Source organism: Brotomerdimonas butyrica (assembly GCF_025567305.1).
In the GTDB taxonomy this organism is placed as follows: Bacteria; Bacillota; Clostridia; order Peptostreptococcales; family Anaerovoracaceae; genus Lentihominibacter; species Lentihominibacter butyricus.
Window position 1 is genome coordinate 1 of the sequence record NZ_JAOQJP010000028.1, and the last position, 1,233, is coordinate 1,233.

The 1,233-nt window shown below is 42.7% G+C and carries 2 protein-coding genes; both read left to right on the top strand.

Going from position 1 to position 1,233, the window contains the following annotated elements; translation table 11 throughout:
- Nucleotides 1-179: EF-Tu C-terminal domain-related protein (locus OCV59_RS11955; RefSeq protein ID WP_449495057.1), on the top strand; the 179-nt coding region annotated here is incomplete at its 5' end.
- A 686-nt stretch (nucleotides 180-865) separates the two neighbouring features.
- The gene (locus tag OCV59_RS11960) at nucleotides 866-1,036 is read left to right on the top strand and encodes a hypothetical protein (RefSeq protein WP_262584422.1); all 171 of its coding nucleotides are present in this window, start codon (nucleotides 866-868) and stop codon (nucleotides 1,034-1,036) included.
- Nucleotides 1,037-1,233 lie beyond the last annotated feature (197 nt).

Genomic DNA, 1,233 nt, shown 5'->3' on the forward strand with positions numbered 1-1,233 from the left:
CAGACGTAACAGGAGATCTGCAGTTACCTGAAGGAACAGAGATGTGCATGCCTGGAGACAACATCACAATGACGATCGAACTGATCACACCTATCGCTATCGAAGAAGGACTTAGATTCGCTATCAGAGAAGGCGGAAGAACAGTAGGATCAGGCGTTGTAACTGAGATCATAGAATAAGTGAAGATGACCCCGTGAGTGGCGAGCGTGAGCGAAGCCAGAGCGGCGGTACTTCATTTGCCAGGAGTGCAGCGCTTTAGCGCGTGGCACTCTACGGCTATTGCTTGTTAAAATAGTAATTTTGCTCTCCGATCAAAACGGTCGGGGGGCATTTTTTTATGTCAATATTGTGAAAACACTTGATATATCCCTGAGATGACTACAGCTTTGTGTAGGATCAGAGCAAACGCAGAATCATTAAACAACGGGGCTGAAATTTGTGCAGAAGAGGCGTGAGACAAAAAATATTACACAGCATTGCCTAAAAGCGTATTTTTGCTGGAAATTTCCCGAAAATATTCTTTGAATTAAGTATTTTGGTAAAAATCCATCTGAATGATATGTAGAAATAAAATGTTTCAAAGCAATAATGCACAGACGGGAAGCCGTTTGTGCAGAAAAAGATCAAAGAGAGAATTTCCACACGACCTTCAAAGAATGAATTTCTGAGTATATAGAGTCGACTTTTTTGAAGTTAGTGGAGTAAGATGATGCTTCATATCAGAATAGATCCATTTAAATCAACCGATATAAATATGACGGCATACGTATCAGAAGGATGATCATACCACATTGTATGAATTTGAGTGCACAGGACGGCATATACGGCTTATAGAGGCGATTTTCGCGGATGTTAGAAGGGTAACGTGGATAAAATGCTTAACCTGCTGAAAAGTGCTCTGAGCCTGTGCTATGACAGAACGCCTGACAATCATGATCTGGATATCTGCATTGCGAAATGCAAAATCAGGGGCAGGATCAGGATAAGCGGAGAAGCGACACTGATCGCTGTTTCAGAAATAGCGGCAGCTCTGTGAGATATTTATGTAAAGGTCAGCAGGTAAGGGTATGCAGGGGGTATATGAGGTAAGCAGGGGGGAGTATAAAAGAGGAAAAGGGAGAGGAAGAAAAAAAGAAGGAGAAAAAACAAAAAAGCGGTTGACAGGGAGGGGTAAGTTTGGTAATATAGACAAGCTGTCGCAGGGAGCAGAGCTCCCGAGGCTGGAGACGAAAA